Origin of the sequence: Collinsella aerofaciens (assembly GCF_028206795.1) — a bacterium.
GTDB classification, from domain to species: domain Bacteria; phylum Actinomycetota; class Coriobacteriia; order Coriobacteriales; family Coriobacteriaceae; genus Collinsella; species Collinsella aerofaciens_AX.
On record NZ_JAQLFJ010000003.1, the window covers coordinates 10,850 to 27,652 of the forward strand.

The 16,803-nt window shown below is 59.2% G+C and carries 11 protein-coding genes; 4 read left to right on the forward strand and 7 right to left on the reverse strand.

Features of this window, described 5'->3' with window-relative positions; all coding sequences use genetic code 11:
* From arcC (PMX70_RS02420) to PMX70_RS02435, 4 genes are all read right to left on the reverse strand, one after another.
* On the reverse strand, positions 1 to 917 hold a 917-nt coding region (gene arcC / locus PMX70_RS02420; protein WP_271742771.1), incomplete at its 3' end, for a carbamate kinase.
* 23 nt (positions 918 to 940) lie between these two features.
* Complete coding sequence (gene argF, locus PMX70_RS02425) at positions 941 to 1,948, reverse strand: ornithine carbamoyltransferase (RefSeq protein WP_117584179.1); 1,008 nt, start codon at positions 1,946 to 1,948, stop codon at positions 941 to 943.
* Positions 1,949 to 2,033: 85 nt separating this feature from the next.
* Complete coding sequence (locus tag PMX70_RS02430; protein WP_271742772.1) at positions 2,034 to 3,278, reverse strand: arginine deiminase; 1,245 nt, start codon at positions 3,276 to 3,278, stop codon at positions 2,034 to 2,036.
* A gap of 41 nt (positions 3,279 to 3,319) precedes the next feature.
* Positions 3,320 to 4,756, reverse strand: a complete 1,437-nt coding sequence (locus PMX70_RS02435; RefSeq protein ID WP_199413514.1) for a YfcC family protein — start codon at positions 4,754 to 4,756, stop codon at positions 3,320 to 3,322.
* A gap of 277 nt (positions 4,757 to 5,033) precedes the next feature.
* Between PMX70_RS02435 and PMX70_RS02440 the strand changes: the two genes are divergently transcribed.
* Positions 5,034 to 6,284, forward strand: a complete 1,251-nt coding sequence (locus PMX70_RS02440) for an arginine deiminase (protein WP_158566142.1) — start codon at positions 5,034 to 5,036, stop codon at positions 6,282 to 6,284.
* Between the two features lies 1 nt (position 6,285).
* Positions 6,286 to 6,936 (forward strand): LexA family transcriptional regulator, encoded by a 651-nt coding sequence (locus PMX70_RS02445; RefSeq protein ID WP_117641077.1) that lies wholly within the window; start codon positions 6,286 to 6,288, stop codon positions 6,934 to 6,936.
* 141 nt (positions 6,937 to 7,077) lie between these two features.
* Here PMX70_RS02445 and arcC (PMX70_RS02450) read toward each other — a convergent pair whose 3' ends face one another.
* A complete protein-coding gene (gene arcC, locus PMX70_RS02450; protein ID WP_006235166.1) occupies positions 7,078 to 8,040 on the reverse strand; it encodes a carbamate kinase in 963 nt (320 codons plus the stop codon).
* Between the two features lie 659 nt (positions 8,041 to 8,699).
* On the opposite strand from arcC (PMX70_RS02450), the gene PMX70_RS02455 reads away from it, so the two are divergent.
* Entirely contained in the window at positions 8,700 to 10,061 is a 1,362-nt protein-coding gene (locus PMX70_RS02455; protein ID WP_271742773.1) for an ATP-binding protein, read from the forward strand.
* Between the two features lie 255 nt (positions 10,062 to 10,316).
* Here the strand turns inward: PMX70_RS02455 and nifJ are convergent, their stop codons facing one another.
* Positions 10,317 to 13,856, reverse strand: coding sequence for a pyruvate:ferredoxin (flavodoxin) oxidoreductase (nifJ, locus tag PMX70_RS02460; RefSeq protein ID WP_118080284.1), 3,540 nt, complete (start codon positions 13,854 to 13,856; stop codon positions 10,317 to 10,319).
* A 552-nt stretch (positions 13,857 to 14,408) separates the two neighbouring features.
* Between nifJ and PMX70_RS02465 the strand changes: the two genes are divergently transcribed.
* Complete coding sequence (locus PMX70_RS02465) at positions 14,409 to 15,521, forward strand: IS110 family RNA-guided transposase (RefSeq protein ID WP_271742775.1); 1,113 nt, start codon at positions 14,409 to 14,411, stop codon at positions 15,519 to 15,521.
* Between the two features lie 343 nt (positions 15,522 to 15,864).
* Here PMX70_RS02465 and PMX70_RS02470 read toward each other — a convergent pair whose 3' ends face one another.
* Entirely contained in the window at positions 15,865 to 16,803 is a 939-nt protein-coding gene (locus tag PMX70_RS02470; protein ID WP_022094220.1) for an FHA domain-containing protein, read from the reverse strand.

Here is a 16,803-nt window from a genome sequence, read left to right on the forward strand (position 1 = left end):
GCCTTGTCCAGGGCGCCGATGATGCAGGTGCGGCCCTTGCGGGAGCGGGCGAACTTGATGGCGGCGCGGACCTTGGGCTCCATGGAACCCTTGCCGAACTGGCCCTCGTCGGCCAGGCGCTCGGCCTCGTCGGCGGTGAGGTCCTCGAGCTCCTCCTGGTTGGGCTTGCCGAAGTTGATGGCGACGTGCTCGACGGCGGTCAGCAGGAACAGGACGTCGGCGTCGCAGTCCTCGGCCAGCAGCTCGCCGCCCAGGTCCTTGTCGATGACGGCGGGAACGCCCTTGTAGCAGCCCTTGTTCTCGTAGTCGCGGACGACGGGGATGCCGCCACCACCGCAGGCGATGACGATGAACTCGTTGTCGAGCAGGTTGAGGATGGAGTCAGCCTCGACGATCTTCTTGGGATCGGGGGAGGCGACGACGCGACGCCAGCCGCGGCCGGAATCCTCGACGAAGACCTTTGAGGGATCCTCGGCCATGAACTCCTTGGCCTGCTCCTCGGTGTAGAAGGGGCCGATCGGCTTGGTCGGGTTCTTGAATGCGGGATCGTCCGGGTCGCACTCGATCTGGGTGACGACGGTTGCGGCGTGCCAACGCTTGTAGCGCTTGTGCATCTCGCGGCCGATGCCCTGCTGCAGGTGATAACCGATGTAGCCCTGGGACATGGCGCCGCACTCGGGCAGCGGCATCTCGGGGGTGCCGATGGCGTCGTGGGCAGCGGCGAAGGCGTTCTGGATCATGCCGACCTGCGGGCCGTTGCCGTGGGTGATGATGATCTCGTTGCCCTGCTCGATCAGACCGAGAAGAGCGTGGGCGGTGTTGCTCACGGCCTCGATCTGCTCGACGGGGTTGTTGCCGAGGGCGTTGCCGCCGAGGGCGACGACAATACGATCGGGCTTGCCGTACGGTTTACTCATAGTGTTCGTTCACTTCCCAGCTACTAGCGAAGCGTCGCGTACATCATGGCCTTAATGGTATGCATGCGGTTCTCGGCCTCCTGGAACACACGAGACTGCGCGCTCTCAAAGACCTCGTCGGAAACCTCCATCTCGGTCACGCCGAACTTCTCGGCAATCTCGGCGCCGATGGTGGTCTGCGTATCGTGGAAGCTCGGCAGGCAGTGCATAAAGATGGCGCCGGGGTTTGCCTTGGCCATGACCTCGGGCGTTACTCGATAGGGAGAGAGAAGATCGATTCGGCTCTTCCACAGCTCCTCAGCCTGGCCCATACCGACCCAAACGTCCGTATAGATCACGTCTGCATCCTTGACGCCCTCGTCGATATCCTCAGTGAGCTGGATCGTGCAGCCATTCTGAGCGGCGATCTCCTGGCAGCGCTCAAGAAGCTCGGGATCGAAGTGCGTGGCGCCCTCGACATCGCCCTTGGGTCCGCAGGAGCAGAAGTTAATGCCGAGCTTGGCGCAGATAACCATCAGGGAGTCGCTGACGTTGCCCTGCTCCTTGCCCATATAGGTGAGCTTCATGCCGCGCGTGTCGCCAAACTCCTCACGCATGGTAAGAATGTCGGCAAGGGCCTGGGTGGGATGGTACTCGTTGGTCAGACCGTTCCAGACGGGAACGCCAGCCTTGGCGGCAAGCTCCTCGACGATCGACTGGTCGGAGCCGCGATACTCAATACCGTCATACATGCGACCGAGCACGCGGGCGGTATCCTCGATGGACTCTTTCTTGCCCATCTGCGACGAGCCGGGGTCGAGGTAGGTCACGCCCATACCCAGGTCCATACCGCCGACCTCGAAGGCACAGCGCGTGCGCGTTGAGGTCTTCTCAAACAGCAGGACAATGTTCTTGCCCTCGAGAAAGCGGTGCGGATAACCGGCGCGCTTCATATCCTTGAAGTTCTTTGAGAGGTCGAGCATGTACTCGATTTCCTCGGACGTAAAGTCAAGCAGGGTAAGAACGCTTCGACCAGAAAGATTAAGAGCCATGATTTGAGTCCTTTCGGTTGTTGGAACACACAAGGAGGGATGGGCGGCGCAGACCACACGCGCCGCCCAGATACGCTAACGCTGACTAGATTTCCTCACGCCAGAACGGCATGGTCATGCAACGCGGGCCGCCGCGACCGCGAGAAAGCTCCTCGGAGGGAGCGACGAGCAGCTCGACGCCAGCCTTGTAAAGAGCATCGTTGGTTACAACGTTGCGCTCATACACGCAGACCTTGCCCGGTGCGACCGCAAGAGTGTTGGAACCATCGTTCCACTGCTCACGGGAAGCCTCGATCGGATCGCCACCACCGCACTCAATCATGGTGATATGGTCCATACCCGTCGCAAGCTCGAGGATATGCTGCAGGGTGCCCTCGAGTTCCTCGATATGCACCTCCCCCTCCGAATCGCCCTTGGTCAGGCGGTAGGCACGAAGCGTCTGGTAGATGCCGGGATAGACCGTGAACTTATCGTGATCGACCTGCGTGCAGACGGTGTCGAGGTGCATGTAGGCATAGCCGTGCGGAATCTTGATGGCATAGATGTTCTCGATCTCGGCCTCATCGGAACCCCAGAACATATTCTTGGCGAGCTCATCGATGGCTGCAGTCTGGGTGCGCTCGGAAATACCGATGGCGAGCGTCTTGGCGTTGATGTTGAGGATATCGCCGCCCTCGATATGCCACTCGCTGTTGTGGTCATACCAAATGGGGCTACCAGCGTAATCAGGATGGTTACGCAGCACCGTTTCGTAGAAGATTACTTCGCGATTGCGCTGATTCCAGTACATGCGGTTCATGGTAGCGCCCTTGCCCACGACAGCCAGAGGGTCACGGGAGAAATACGAGGCCGGCATGGGGAACAGCACCATATCGTCGCCCTTCAGCTCGTCGCCGTCCAGGCTGGCAAGAGAGCCGCCGACATGCGGGATCTCGAGGTCGCGCACATACAGTCCGCCCATAGCTGTGAGGACAAATTCCTTGTTGTCCTTGATGGAATCGAGCTTCTCGACAACCGCCTGGCGAAGAGCGGCGTTCTTGATACCCGACTCGTTCATGAACTTTCCCATGAACTCCGCACGCGCGCCCTCGACCTTATCAAACGTCTCGGCAACCAGGTCTTCCATATAGACGACCTCGGCGCCAGCGCCGCGAAGAAGGTCGGTAAACTGATCGTGCTCTTTCTGGGCATAGTCCAGATAGAACGCGTCGTGAATCCAAACGCGGTCGAAATCCTCCGCCTTCATGTTTACAAGATCCATACCGGGGCGATGGACGCACACCTTCTTAAGGGCGCCAATCTCGCTATGAACGTTCAGTCCTTTGTTCATCTCTATCCTTCTTTCTTACAACTGTATGTAAGGTTTTGCTTTTACGGCAAGGGGATAAGGCCCGAAACCGCAGTGAATGCCATGCAGATAACGCTCACGACCAGGAAGAATTTCCAAGCAACCTTCCACCACTGGCCAAGCGGAATCTTGCAGACGCCAAGACCGGCAACGAGCATCGCGCTTGTTGGCGAAATGAGAGACATGGCCGCGCTGCCCATGGAAAGACCCGTAACTGCAGCCTCGGGGTTTAAGCCCATCAGCTCAACAAGCGGGCCAAAAATTGGAATCGTAAGAGCAGCGATACCCGAAGAGCTCGGAACGAGGATCGACAGAAGGTTATCCACGACATAGAGGATGCTCGTAAAGATAACGGCTGGAACTCCAGTGAGAGCCGTGGCGAGCGTATTGAGAATCGTATCGATGATGAGGCCGTCATTGGCGATTACGAGGATTCCGCGGGCAAGTCCAACAACGATGGCAGAGAACGCGAAATCTGCAATTCCCTTAACGAACTCGCCAGCGATCTCCTTCTCATTCATCCCGGAAACAACACCAGAAAGAAGGGCCATGGCCAAGAAAATCGCAGAGATTTCGTTCATGTACCAGCCCTGGGCTACCAGGCCCCAAATGATAGCGCCAAGTCCAAGCACGAAAATAACCATGACGGCTTTTTGCTTAGCGGTGAACTCGCTATCGAGGAGGTTCTCATCCGCGCCAAACTCTTTGCGTTTCTCGATATCATCGTGGAAAGCGGGGGACGCTTCGGGGTTTTTCTTAACCTTGAGGGCATACATTACAACCCATGCGACGGCAACCGCCGTGAGCACGGCAAGGGCAATGGTACGCAACCAAAGCTGGGGGTTGCCCTGGATACCGAGGATGCCCTGGGAAATCAGGACGTTGAACGGATTGACGGTAGATGCGATGTATCCGATACGGGCACCCACAAACACCGTCATGAACGCTGTAATTGAGTCGAAGCCCATGGCCATCATGATCGGCATAAGAATCGCAAAGAACGGAAGCGTCTCCTCTGCCATACCAAAGGTGCTGCCGCCCAAGGCAAAAAGCACCATTAGGATCGGAATGATGAGGACGTCCTTGCTCTTGAACTTCTTCACCACTCGGGCGACGCCGCTCGTGATGGCTCCGGTCGCCGTGATGACCTGGAAGGAACCTCCCACGATCATGATGAATGCAACGACCTCGACCGCTTGCTGGATGCCGATCGCAGGGGCCTCAAGTACTTCGAAGATGCCTTGGCGAAGATCGACCTCGTTGCCGTCCTCGTCCGTATAGACCTTATCGACAGGCTCATAGGTGCCCGAGACCGTTACCTCGCGACCGTTAACCTCCTGGCGCTCAAACGAACCCGAAGGCACGACCCAGGTCAGAACGGCAAATACGGCCATCAAGACGAGAATGATGGTGTACACGTGCGGGACTCGAGGAGTGCGCTTCTTTTCTGTCTCTGCCATCTCTCCTCCTTAATTCAGGGGTTTTTCGTTGCCGGCAAAGCCATTGTGTCATCGCGCAAAACACCCTTCCGTCTCTTCGCCCGCCAACGAAGCGCATCGACCCGTAAACGGATTTCAGATTGATGTAATTTGTCAATTTGCTTTCTAAATTGAAGTTTAACATCAATTACTAAGCCGGTTCGTGCCATTCACCTGTGACAGATATGATGTAAATTGAATCAAGCTCGTAATGTGCCACTATGGAAGCAATAAATACTCACCGCCAAAGCGAGGTCACATGTCCGCATTGCATGTTCAAAATGAAATAGGAAAGCTAAAAAAGGTGCTTCTGCACTGTCCCGGCCCCGAAACGCGCAACTACCCCGACGGCCAGTTCAATCAAGTCTTTACGCTACGCCCTTCTAGCAATTCATTTGATCTTGAAAAGGCTCTTGGGGAGCATCATGCTTACTCGGCGATGCTCGAGCACGAAGGGGTAGAGATTCTCTATCTTGAAAACCTTCTTACCGAAGCCCTTGATGCGACAGAGCAAGCGCGTCGCTCTTTTATCGATAGCTACATTTCAGAATGCGGCGCGCGGGGCATTGAGCTCGAGTCTGCCATTCGCGAGTATCTTGAGCATATCGAAGGTTCCCGCGACCTGGTCCAGGCAGCCGTCAACGGCGTTCGCTACTCCCAGGTCTTCGACACGAACAAGGAGGTGTTCAGCCTCTCAAAGCTGACGGGAGACGCATACTCACCCGACGACCTTCTCATAGCCCCCCTTAACACCATGTGGTTCACGCGCGATCCAGCAAGCGTCATCGGCGAAGGTGTCACGCTCAACCATATGTACTGGCCAGAGCGCAACCGTGAGGTTATCGCCTATAAAACGATTTTTAACTATCATCCGGATTTCCGCGAGACTCCTCAGTTCTTCAAGCATGAATCGACTTACCACATTGAAGGCGGCGACCTTCACAACCTCAACAGCGAAAATGTAGCCGTTGGCATCTCTCAACGAACCGAGCCAGCAGCTATAGACACCCTAACGAATAACTTGCTCTGGGACGAGAACTCGACTATTGAGTCCGTATGGGCCATTGAGGTTCCCTACGATGATCTCTGCATTCATCTCGACACATACTTTGCTCGTGTTAACTATGAGACATTCCTCATTGACCGGGAGCTCCTGGACCAAGCGCGAGTCTACTGCATTACACGAGGCAGATCGGAAAGGACAACCCGGGCGCGTCATGTCGAAGGCGGACTAAAAGAAGCGCTGGGATTAGCCCTGGGTTTAAGTTCACCGCAATTTATCCCTTGCGGCGGCTCAAATCCCGGAGCGGCAGAGGTCGAAAGAACCAACAATGCCATAAGCACCCTTTGCCTGGAGCCCGGCAAGGTCTGCGTATACGAAGAGAACACCGAGACTAACAAGGCACTGGAGCAGGCCGGTATTGAACTTGTTCCCATCTCTATCTTTGAGCTGACAAACGGCTTTGGCGGCCCCAACTGCCTCTGCCTTCCCCTCGTCCGCGCTTCATAACATGGGAACGGGTCAAAACATAAAGGCGCTTCGCAAGCGCGACCAGCTCACGCAGGAGGAGTTCGCGGCACTTGTCGGCGTCTCCAAAGAAACGGTATGCCGTTGGGAAAAGGACCGCTATGCCATCCGCCGGTCGACACTGCTCAAGATCGTTTCGAAATTCAATCTGCAGTTTGACGACCTCGCATCGGAAACCGCAGGGCTTGCCGCAAAGCTCGACCACGAGGGGCGGAAGGGGGAATCCAAGGAAACTACTACTGACTCCCTTTGTGATGTATTTAAAATTCAGATGAATGGAGGCAGAACGGGACTCAAGCAGACCGGAACAACGGCGCTCCCCTCATCCGTATTCAAAAACCATCGCGGGTGCTTCTTTGTTCAAATGGACACATCTGCCATGTCCAAATGCTATCCGATAGGATCCCTTCTCCTCGTGGACCCCAACCTGAAACCCTGGAACGGATGCTCCGTCCTCGCCTTGGCCGATAATTCCAGAATGGTCATACGGCGATATAGCACCGGCACGAACACCGTGATGCTGTCATCCTACTCATATCGCACGTCGGAACCGGATATTGTGCTGGACAAACGCCGAATCAGGATTCTCGGAGTCATCGTCTGGTTTCAGGCATCCCATGACCTGAGCATCTAACCAAATTTGCTCTTGTTTACCCCCTGCACACATCTCAAACAGCAAAAGCCCCGCAGCCGGAGCGGACTGCGGGGCTCGTGAAGAGAGGCTAGTCTGTGGGCGCTTTGCCTGGCGCCCACGGGAGAGGCAACGGAGTAGGGACTACTCGTGGATGCGGGTGCCGGAGAGGCCGGCCATGGTCTCGGCAGCCTTGTCCAGGGCGCCGATGATGCAGGTGCGGCCCTTGCGGGAGCGGGCGAACTTGATGGCGGCGCGGACCTTGGGCTCCATGGAACCCTTGCCGAACTGGCCCTCGTCGGCCAGGCGCTCGGCCTCGTCGGCGGTGAGGTCCTCGAGCTCCTCCTGGTTGGGCTTGCCGAAGTTGATGGCGACGTGCTCGACGGCGGTCAGCAGGAACAGGACGTCGGCGTCGCAGTCCTCGGCCAGCAGCTCGCCGCCCAGGTCCTTGTCGATGACGGCGGGAACGCCCTTGTAGCAGCCCTTGTTCTCGTAGTCGCGGACGACGGGGATGCCGCCGCCACCGCAGGCGATGACGATGAACTCGTTGTCGAGCAGGTTGAGGATGGAGTCAGCCTCGACGATCTTCTTGGGATCGGGGGAGGCGACGACGCGACGCCAGCCGCGGCCGGAATCCTCGACGAAGACCTTTGAGGGATCCTCGGCCATGAACTCCTTGGCCTGCTCCTCGGTGTAGAAGGGGCCGATCGGCTTGGTCGGGTTCTTGAATGCGGGATCGTCCGGGTCGCACTCGATCTGGGTGACGACGGTTGCGGCGTGCCAACGCTTGTAGCGCTTGTGCATCTCGCGGCCGATGCCCTGCTGCAGGTGATAACCGATGTAGCCCTGGGACATGGCGCCGCACTCGGGCAGCGGCATCTCGGGGGTGCCGATGGCGTCGTGGGCAGCGGCGAAGGCGTTCTGGATCATGCCGACCTGCGGGCCGTTGCCGTGGGTGATGATGATCTCGTTGCCCTGCTCGATCAGACCGAGAAGAGCGTGGGCGGTGTTGCTCACGGCCTCGATCTGCTCGACGGGGTTGTTGCCGAGGGCGTTGCCGCCGAGGGCGACGACAATACGATCGGGCTTGCCAAGAGGCTTAGACATTGCTGGAATCCTTTCTGTAAAAGGCCTACAACCCATTAATAACCCGCGTCCGTGCGATACGCGAGTTTATTAAGGTTTATATTCTCTTTATCGCTCATTTTATTCATTTTGAAAACAGTTGAACGGTGAACGGTCGTTTTTACCCGCTCAGCGTAAGGAATCCCAGCTCACGCATGTTTACGTCATCTACGTGCGACTTTATTTAATTAGAGCAGAGATTAGGCTGGATTATGCAAACTATATCTTTGCTAAACACATAACGGACACTGCAATTATTTACTCGCACTATACGAGATTCTATGCACTTGCAAGACAAGTATGCACCCCTGCAATAACACGGGGCTTTTCATCCAACAAAAGGGATAGCCAATCGCGCTTCACTTTGCGGCAAGCGACTGTGAGTTTGCAGTATAGAACTTTACCGTCAGGTATTGCATGAACGCCGTCGACGCCCTCTCGCTCCTGCGCGCCCAGGCAATCGAGAACATCAGCGGCGTCCCCAGTCTTTTTGCATGGCACCGCGCCGGCTCGATGGCTCTGGGGCCTAAGCGAATCTTTGCTATCTGCCAATTTTTGTACGATTTGGGTCAAATCTATTTGCCAATTTTTGTATGATTAGGGGCAAATCTATTTGCCAATTTTTGTCATTGAGGGGTTTTATGCTACGCCGTAAGGTCACTGACAGGCTTTTGAGCTGGAAGAACAACTCCAATAAAGCGTTGCTTGTTACCGGTGCGCGTCAAATTGGCAAGAGCTATGCGATTCGCGCGTTTGGTAAAGACAACTACGCGTCGTATTTTGAGGCCAATTTGCTGCTCGATGCCGAGGCAAGAGATGTGCTCATTGGCGCTAAGAACGCCGTTGACTTTATCAACCGCGTTGCCCTTCTTGCGGATGCACCGCTTGTTGAGGGAGATACGCTTATCTTTGTCGATGAAATACAGGAGTATCCGCAGATCGTCACGCTCATGAAGGCGTTGGTCGAGGACGGGCGCTTTAGCTATGTCTTCTCGGGGTCTATGCTTGGGACTGAGTTTAAGGGGATCTCTTCTTTCCCGGTGGGGTATGTCGAGCACATTGTTATGCGGCCAATGGATTTTGAAGAGTTTTGTTGGGCAAACAGCATCAGCGAGAATGTGCTTGCAGACATCCGCAGCTGCCTTGTCGAGAGGCGTCCCGTCGAAAACTATATTCATGAGGCGATGCTCAAAAACTTTAGAGCTTATATCGTTTGCGGCGGCATGCCGGAGGTCGTACAGAACTATATCGATTCGGGTTATTCACTCGTGAGGACGCGTGAGCTTCAAATTCAGCTGGTCGATCAGTACAAAAGTGATATCTCTAAATATGCATCGACTCGAGCGTTTAACGTTCGCGCGATTTTCGAACAAATTCCCGTTCAGCTTGAGGCGGAGTCCCATCGCTTTGTTGTTTCATCCCTGGGCGAGGGGGCTCGCCTTCAAAAATACGAGCAGGATTTCCTATGGCTGGTGAACGCGGGCGTCGGTTTGATGGTCGCCCAGGTGACGGAGGCCCGGAGTCCTCTTAAGAGGACAGAGAAGGCGACCGCCTTTAAGCTATACGAGTCTGATACAGGCATGCTCGCATCACGGTATCCCGGCAGCACGGCACGCGCCGTCTACCTTGATATGAAAACCCCCAACCTCGGCGGTCTCTATGAGAACGTGGTCGCGCAGGAGCTTGTCGCCCTTGGAACTGATGCATGGTACTACCAGACACGCGAGGTCGGCGAAGTTGACTTTGTGATCGAAGGCACCCGCGGGCACGTTGTCCCAATCGAGGTCAAATCGGGCAAGAAGGTTCGAGCCCATGCGGCCCTCGACCGTCTGATGAGCGTGAGCGAGTACAAAATCCCCGAGGCCGTTGTGCTAAGCCACGAGAACCTCAGCAAAGAGGGCAAGGTCCTGTACGTTCCAATCTATATGACATTCTGCCTCGATGAGTTTATGGAAAAGGACGACCCCAACAACGATTTCTCGTTTGCGCCCATATCCCTCTAGGCCATCTGGGTCCGCAACCAAATCCCCCTCTATGCCCAAAGCCGCGAAACAGCGACCGGGACAAGGCACCCCACCAACCACGTCCTTCATCAGCCCACACAATCCGAGGACGTAGTCGTAGCAGGATCTGAGGGCTGACCTTCGCGGACACTCCGCAGGACGAAAGAACCCCCGCCGCACGTAGTGCGCAGCGGGGGTTCTTTCATGTCCGAGGACGTCCGCGAAGGTCAGCCCTCAGATCCTGCGGTGGGAGACCTAAGCCTCGTTGTACACCGTCTTGAGCTTCAACAGGTGAGCGTAGCGGTCCATAGCGGCCTGCTCGTTCTCCTTGAAGAGCTCCTCGGCGCGCTCGGGGAAGGAACGCGTCAGCGAAGCGTAACGGGCCTCGTTCATCAGGAACTCCTGATAACCGCCCGCGGGCTCCTTGGAATCGAGCGAGAACTTCTTGCCGGCAGCAGCCTCGGGATTGAAGCGGAAGAGGTTCCAGTAACCGCACTCGACAGCCTTCTTCATCTCGGCCTGGCAGTTCTGCATGCCGCCCTTCTTGATGGAGTGCATCTCGCAGGGGCTGTAGCCGATGATGAGGGATGGGCCGTCGTAGGCCTCGGCCTCGTGGATGGCCTTGAGGGTCTGAGCCGGGTTGGCGCCCATGGCGACCTGCGCCACGTAGACGTAGCCGTAGCTCATGGCGATCTCGGCCAGGGACTTCTTCTTGGTCACCTTACCGGCAGCGGCGAACTGAGCGACCTGGCCCAGGTTCGAGGCCTTGGAGGCCTGACCGCCGGTGTTGGAGTAAACCTCGGTGTCGAAGACAAAGACGTTGACATTGTGGCCGGAAGCCAGGACGTGATCCAGGCCACCGAAGCCGATGTCGTAGGCCCAACCGTCGCCGCCGAAGATCCAGAAGGACTTCTTGGTGAGGTAAGCCTTGTCGGCGAGGATTGCCTTGGAAGCGTCGCAGCCGCACTTCTCGAGCTCGGCAACGTAGGCAGCGGCAGCAGTCTTGGAGGCCTCGGCGTCGTTGACGGAGTCGATCCAAGCCTGACCGGCGGCCTTGAGCTCATCGGACGGACCATCGGCAGCGATGATGTCCTGGGTAGCGGCGATCAGCTTGTGCTGAACGGCCTCATAGCCAACGGCCATGCCCAGACCGTGCTCGGCATTGTCCTCGAACAGGGAGTTGTTCCACGCCGGGCCGTGACCGTCCTTGTCCTTGCAGTAAGGAGCGGTGGCGGCGGGGTTACCCCAAATGGAGGAGCAGCCGGTGGCGTTGGAAATGAACATGCGGTCGCCGGCGACCTGGGTCACCAGACGTGCATAGGCGGTCTCGGCACAGCCGGCGCAGGAGCCAGAGAACTCCAGGTAGGGCTGCTTAAACTGGCTGCCCTTGACGTTGGCCGCGATGAGCTCCTTCTTCTCGGAGACGTTCTCGACCATGTAGTCCCAAACGGGCTGCTGGTCCATCTCCTGCTCGGTGGGAACCATCTCGAGGGCGCCCTTGGGGCAGACCTTGACGCAGTTGGTGCAACCCATGCAGTCGAGCGGGGACACAGCCATGGTGAACTTCATGCCCTTGGCCTTGGGGCCCATGGCGTCGAGCGTGCGGGTAGCCTCGGGCGCGGCGGCAGCCTCGTCCTCGGTCATCGCGAACGGACGGATGGTGGCATGCGGGCACACATAGGCGCACTGGTTGCACTGGATGCACTTGGTCTCGTCCCAGTGGGGAACGACCACGGCGACGCCACGCTTCTCGTATGCGGAAGCGCCCAGCTCAAACTGGCCGTCGGCGCAACCGACGAAGGCGGAAACAGGCAGGCTGTCGCCGTCCATGCGATCGATGGGCTCGAGCAGGTTCTTGACCTGCTGGGCGATAGCGGACTTGGCCTCCTCGGAGAGCTCGACGGGAGCGGCGTCCTCGGCGGTAGCCCAGTCGGCCGGAACCTCGAACTTACGGAAAGCGGTAGCGCCGGCATCGATGGCCTTGTGGTTGGCGTCGACGATAGCCTGGCCCTTCTTCATGTAGGACTTGGTAGCCGCGTCCTTCATGTACTGCAGGGCGTCCTCGGCGGGCAGGACCTTGGCCAGCGCGAAGAAGGCGGACTGGAGCACCGTGTTGGTGCGCTTGCCCATGCCGACCTTAGCGGCCAGGTCGATAGCGTCGATCAGGTAGACGTTGACGTTGTTGTTCGCGATGTAGCGCTTGGCCACGGCGGGCATGTGCTCAGCGAACTCTTCGTCGCTCCACTGGCAGTTGACCAGGAAGGTGCCGCCCGGCTTGACGTCGCGGACCATCTTGAAGCCCTTGACGATGTAGCTGGGGTTATGGCAAGCGACAAAGTCGGCCTTGGTCACGTAGTACGGCGAACGGATCGGGGAATCACCAAAACGCAGGTGCGAAACGGTGACGCCGCCGGTCTTCTTGGAGTCGTACTGGAAGTAGGCCTGAACGTACTTGTCGGTGTGATCGCCGATGATCTTGATCGAGTTCTTGTTGGCGCCGACGGTACCGTCGCCACCCAGACCCCAGAACTTGCACTCGATGGTGCCGGGGGCTGCGGTGTTGGGCGCATCCTCGGCCTCGGGCAGGCTCAGGTTGGTCACGTCGTCGACAATGCCGATGGTGAACTCGCGCTTGGGCTCGTCCTTCTTGAGCTCCTCGAAGACAGCGAACGCGGACGCGGGAGGCGTGTCCTTGCTGCCCAGACCGTAACGGCCGCCGACGACCTTGATACCCGTCTTGCCGGCCTCGTAGAGAGCGGAGACGACGTCCTGGTAGAGCGGCTCGCCGATGGAACCCGGCTCCTTGGTACGGTCCATGACGGCGATCTTCTGGACGGTCTCGGGGAGAACGTCGACGAAGTGCTTGATGGAGAACGGACGGAACAGACGAACCTTGACCAGGCCGACCTTCTCGCCGTGAGCGTTGAGGTAGTCGATGACTTCCTCAAGCACGTCGCAGAAGGAGCCCATGCACACGACGACGCGATCGGCATCGGGAGCGCCGTAGTAGTTGAACAGGCCGTAATCGGTGCCGAGCTTCTCGTTGATCTTCTTCATGTAGCCCTCGACGACGGCGGGAAGCTCGTCGTAGACCTTGTTGCAGGCCTCACGGTTCTGGAAGAAGATATCGCCGTTCTCGTGGCTACCGCGGGTGTGCGGGTGCTCAGGGTTGAGCGCGTGATCGCGGAAAGCCTGGACGGCGTCCATGTCGCACATCTCGGCCAGATCCTTGTAGTCCCACATGGCGACCTTCTGGATCTCGTGGCTGGTGCGGAAGCCGTCGAAGAAGTTAAGGAACGGGGTCTTGCCCTCGATGGCGGCAAGGTGAGCCACCGGCGAGAGGTCCATGACCTCCTGGACGTTGCCCTCGGCGAGCATGGCGAAGCCGGTCTGACGACAAGCCATGACGTCGGAGTGATCGCCAAAGATGTTCAGGGCGTGGGAAGCGACGCAACGCGCGGAGACGTGGAAGACGCCCGGGAGCTGCTCGCCCGCGATCTTGTACATGTTCGGAATCATCAGGAGCAGACCCTGAGAAGCCGTGTAGGTGGTGGTCAGAGCACCGGCACCCAGCGAACCGTGAACGGTACCGGCTGCACCTGCCTCGGACTCCATCTCGACGACCTTGACCGGGGTGCCGAAGATGTTCTTGCGACCCTGGGCCGCCCACTGGTCGACATGGTCGGCCATCGGGCTGGACGGCGTAATGGGATAGATTCCCGCTACCTCGGTGTACGCATACGAAACATATGCGGCCGCCTCGTTGCCGTCCATAGACTTAAACTTACGCGCCATATACCCCTCTCCTCTCATATAGGTATACAGGCCCCGGCGATCGCCGGGATGTTGGCGTGATGGGATTTTCGCTTGCTTCCAATCATCTGGCAGGCAGACTGAGCAGCAGGTACATGGCGTGGAGAGAAGGCATGCCGAGGCGCGGGCCAGCTGATGCGCCCCACAGACCCGACCGCCCGTCTTGCACATGACCGAGCGCCGCAAAGGCTGCATGCCGGATGCTCCCGGGCACGCCCCGGCGATGGGAAGCGCCCGCAACGAAAATCCGCATGCGGGTTTATTGTACCCCGCCGTCAAGTGTAATTTCGGCAAATATAGGCGGGCGGTAAAGGTTTACCTCGGGTGACCGCCAAGGGCCAAAATGGCCCCTCCATCCCCGGGCGACCGGCTCTGGCGCGCCAAGGAGTGTCCCCAAGTGCCGGCAGAGACGATATGAGCAGGACATAAAAACATTGAGAGCCCCTGCTGCATGAAAGACCGCGGATTAGGCCGACAATGGTGAGTGTCTAATCCAACCGTGGCGGCCACGCCGCATTCATGGAAGGGGCTCCCATGCTCGATACTACCACCTTCATCGGCCTCGACGTCCACGCCCGCTCGATAAAGGCCGTCTCCCTCGACGTCATGACCGGGGAGGTACGTGCCGCGACCTTCGGCTACGACGCCGGCGCCGTCGCGGAGTGGGTCCGTTCCGTGGACCCCAGGGCCAGGTGCGTGTACGAGTCCGGGGCCACGGGGTTCGACCTGCAGAAGAGGCTCTCCGGCCTCGGGGTCGACTGCGTGGTCGGCGCCGTCTCGAAGATGATCAAGCCCAGCGCGGACAGGCGCAGGAAGAACGACCGCAACGACGCCGAGTTCCTCGCCCGCATGCTGTCGGTCGGCAACGTGGTCGAGGTGTGGGTCCCCGACGACGAGTGCGAGGCCGCCCGCGACCTGACCAGGGCGCTCGAGGACGCGAGGGACGACCTCTCGCGCTCGAAGCAGCGGCTCTCCAAGTTCCTGCTCAGGCACGGGCTCGCCTTCGACGAGAGGACGCCCACCGGCCGCAGGAAGGGCAACTGGACCCGGGCGCACTGGTCCTGGATCGAGTCGATTAGGTTCGCGGAGGGGGCCGACAACGACGTGCTCGCCTACTACGTCGACGCGGTCAGGCGGGCGGCGGAGGAGAAGGCGCGGCTCGAGGGGCTCGTCGAGGCCGAGGCCCGCAAGCCCAGGTGGAGGAGGAGGGTCGACTCCCTGCGCTGCCTCAAGGGCGTGGACACCGCGTCCGCCGCCGACCTCGTGTTCGAGGCCGGCGAGTTCTCGAGGTTCGGGAACGCCCGGTCGTTCGCCGCATGGGTCGGCCTGACGCCCTCCGAGCACTCCAGCGGGGAGAGCGACCGCAGGGGCGCGATCACCAAGGCAGGCAACAAGCACCTGAGGAAGGCGCTGGTCGAGGCCGCGTGGCACTACCTGACGTGCTCGGGGCGGCCGAAGGGCCTCGCCAAGGGCCAGGCCCCGGACCGGGTCGCCCGCAGGCATGCCGCCAAGGGCGTGCGGAGGCTGGTCGAGAGGCGGGAGGCGCTGCTCGCGCGCGGGGTCCACGGCAACAAGGCGAACGTGGCCACGGCGCGCGAGCTCGCCTGCTGGGTGTGGGCGGTCGGCCTCATGGCCGAGGAGGCGTAGGGGGCCGGTCCCCCGCACATAAGCCGATCACCCCGGAAGCGGTTCGATCCGAAGCCGTTGAGGCGAACCTCAGGTCCCTTTTCTGCGAGCGCCCAGGGCGCCACACGCGTGCACAGACTGTCGGTTCGACGAAGAAGCCTCAGCCGTAGCAACGGATTGCCCAGCGAGAGATCGCCGCGGGCGGATATTAAACTGCAAAGACGAGCGTCGGTAAGACACGCCGAGGTCGCCGCGGACGGGCTGATATAGGGAGAGGGCCTGACCCCATATCGTTGGGGCCAGGCCCGATTTTGCCTCTTGACAATGTCCTGCTCATATTAAAAGGAACGTCCCTATCTGCCGGCTAGAGAGCACCGAAGAGGATGGCGTAGGTAGTGGATTCGCCGAGCTTGAGCTCGTCGCCGGGATTGAGTTGGGCGGAACGGCCGGGCTCGACCTGAATGCAGACGCGCGTGGCCCCGTTTACCACCACGGTTCCGTTGGTGGACGACAAGTCCTCGACGTGCCAGATATTTTGAGCATCGCACCAGATATGGGCATGGCGGGCCGAGACATCGTCGCCGACGTCGGTAATATCGCCCTCACCAGTGGCCAGCGCGCCAATCTCAACACCCTGCTCACTCGGCTGAATCCAGCGCGGGGCGCTCACGACAAAACTGTTTTGCACGCGCAGCAAGCCCAAGGGGTGCGCCGGGGCGGGTTCGCGCTCGCCTGCGGTCATCGACATGCCAAGCGAACGCGGCGTGGAGGTGCCTCCGCCACAGGTCGCGTGCGCGTAGTCGATGGCATAGTTCACCGAGGACCGCACATCCGCCGAACAACCGACGGCGACAAACAGCACCAGCACGGCCTCGGCGCGCTCGGCGGGCATGAGTTCCGCCGCCTGGGACAGGCGATCGAGCGCGTTGCGATAGAGATTCGTGTCCTGGTGGCACTCTTCGAGCGCGCGTACCATCGGTTCACCTGCAGGGCCGCACACCATATTGATCACAGCCGTGGAGTCCATGGGATTGCGCTGGCGCAGGGCCAGTTGCGACATAATACGCGCAGCCGAGGTACCGTATTCGGCAAAGTAGCGCTGCTGAAGCGTGCCGACCGGCGCGCGAACGATAAAGCGGGAAACCCAAGAGCGATCGGCGGCTCGGCTCTGCGGGCTGCGGCCGTCGGCGAGCGGACGGGACGAAAGCACCAAGCCGCACAGCTCGATATGGCTCAGATGCGCCGCGCGCTTAAAGATGTCAAACATGGCCCCGCATGGGGTGAGCTCAACTTGAGATGCCAT

Coding starts and splice junctions, on each gene's coding strand:
- arcC (WP_006235166.1), bottom strand. CDS start 8,040: ATGTCTAAGCCTCTTGGCAAGCCCGATCGTATTGTCGTCGCCCTCGGC.
- PMX70_RS02430 (WP_271742772.1), bottom strand. CDS start 3,278: ATGAACAAAGGACTGAACGTTCATAGCGAGATTGGCGCCCTTAAGAAG.
- PMX70_RS02470 (WP_022094220.1), bottom strand. CDS start 16,803: ATGGCATCTCAAGTTGAGCTCACCCCATGCGGGGCCATGTTTGACATC.
- PMX70_RS02455 (WP_271742773.1), top strand. CDS start 8,700: ATGCTACGCCGTAAGGTCACTGACAGGCTTTTGAGCTGGAAGAACAAC.
- nifJ (WP_118080284.1), bottom strand. CDS start 13,856: ATGGCGCGTAAGTTTAAGTCTATGGACGGCAACGAGGCGGCCGCATAT.
- PMX70_RS02440 (WP_158566142.1), top strand. CDS start 5,034: ATGTCCGCATTGCATGTTCAAAATGAAATAGGAAAGCTAAAAAAGGTG.
- PMX70_RS02435 (WP_199413514.1), bottom strand. CDS start 4,756: ATGGCAGAGACAGAAAAGAAGCGCACTCCTCGAGTCCCGCACGTGTAC.
- argF (WP_117584179.1), bottom strand. CDS start 1,948: ATGGCTCTTAATCTTTCTGGTCGAAGCGTTCTTACCCTGCTTGACTTT.
- PMX70_RS02465 (WP_271742775.1), top strand. CDS start 14,409: ATGCTCGATACTACCACCTTCATCGGCCTCGACGTCCACGCCCGCTCG.
- PMX70_RS02445 (WP_117641077.1), top strand. CDS start 6,286: ATGGGAACGGGTCAAAACATAAAGGCGCTTCGCAAGCGCGACCAGCTC.